The organism is Pseudomonas sp. R62 (assembly GCF_000257605.1).
In the GTDB taxonomy this organism is placed as follows: Bacteria; Pseudomonadota; Gammaproteobacteria; order Pseudomonadales; family Pseudomonadaceae; genus Aquipseudomonas; species Aquipseudomonas atacamensis.
Window position 1 is genome coordinate 1 of sequence record NZ_AHZM01000922.1, and the last position, 795, is coordinate 795.

Annotated in this window: 1 protein-coding gene; it reads left to right on the forward strand. The window is 58.6% G+C overall.

The annotated features are described in order from the left end of the window. Positions 1-739 (forward strand): hypothetical protein (locus tag OQK_RS01130; RefSeq protein WP_016770735.1); only part of this gene is annotated, 739 nt, incomplete at its 5' end. Positions 740-795: the final 56 nt, after the last annotated feature.

The following is a 795-nucleotide window of genomic DNA, read 5'->3' on the forward strand; positions in this document are numbered from 1 at the left end:
TCTGTACATTTTCTTCTACGACTCTTCCACACTGCCCAACCCACGCCCCGATGGCCCGGAGTTCGTCCGCGCGCTGCGAGCGGTCATGGCGGAAAACTGGAAGAAGTCGCTGCTGTTCAAGGATTACAGCGACTATTTCTACGACACCTTCAGCATCACCCCGCAACGCATCGCCGGGCTCAACAGTCACCTGATCCAGCGCATGTCCCAAGCGACCACGCTGAGTTTCAAGGATGACCACGGCTCATGGTTCGAAACGCCGATGAGCAGCATCAAGAAGTGGACCGACATCAACGGCGTCGGCAACTTCGACCTCGCCCCCGGCGAAATCGCCACCCACAGCGAAGCTATCAACGGCCATGTGAAGTTCAAGGGCACCTTCCTCAGCACCATCCCGTTCGCGCGCAAGTACGGCGTGCTGGAATCGCCGCTCGAGCTGTGGATCGAGAATTCGACCATCAGCCGCATCGCCACCGACGTGCCGGGGCTTGAGCACGACTTCAACAAGTACCTGGATGCCAACCCGTCGAACCGGCGGATTGAGGAGTTGGGGATTGGCACAAACGAAGGCGTGAAGGATCTATATGCGCGCAATGCCGGGTTTGAGGAGCGGCATTGTGGGTTGCATCTTGGATTAGGCGGTGGCGCCAAGGGCAGTCATCACCTGGACCTGATTTTTTCTGGCGGGGTGTTGGCGCTGGATGACAAGCCGGTGTTTGACGGGCGGTTTGTGTTTTAGGTGACTGACGCCTTCGCGAGCAGGCTCGCTCCCACAGGGGATTATGTAAGCCGCAG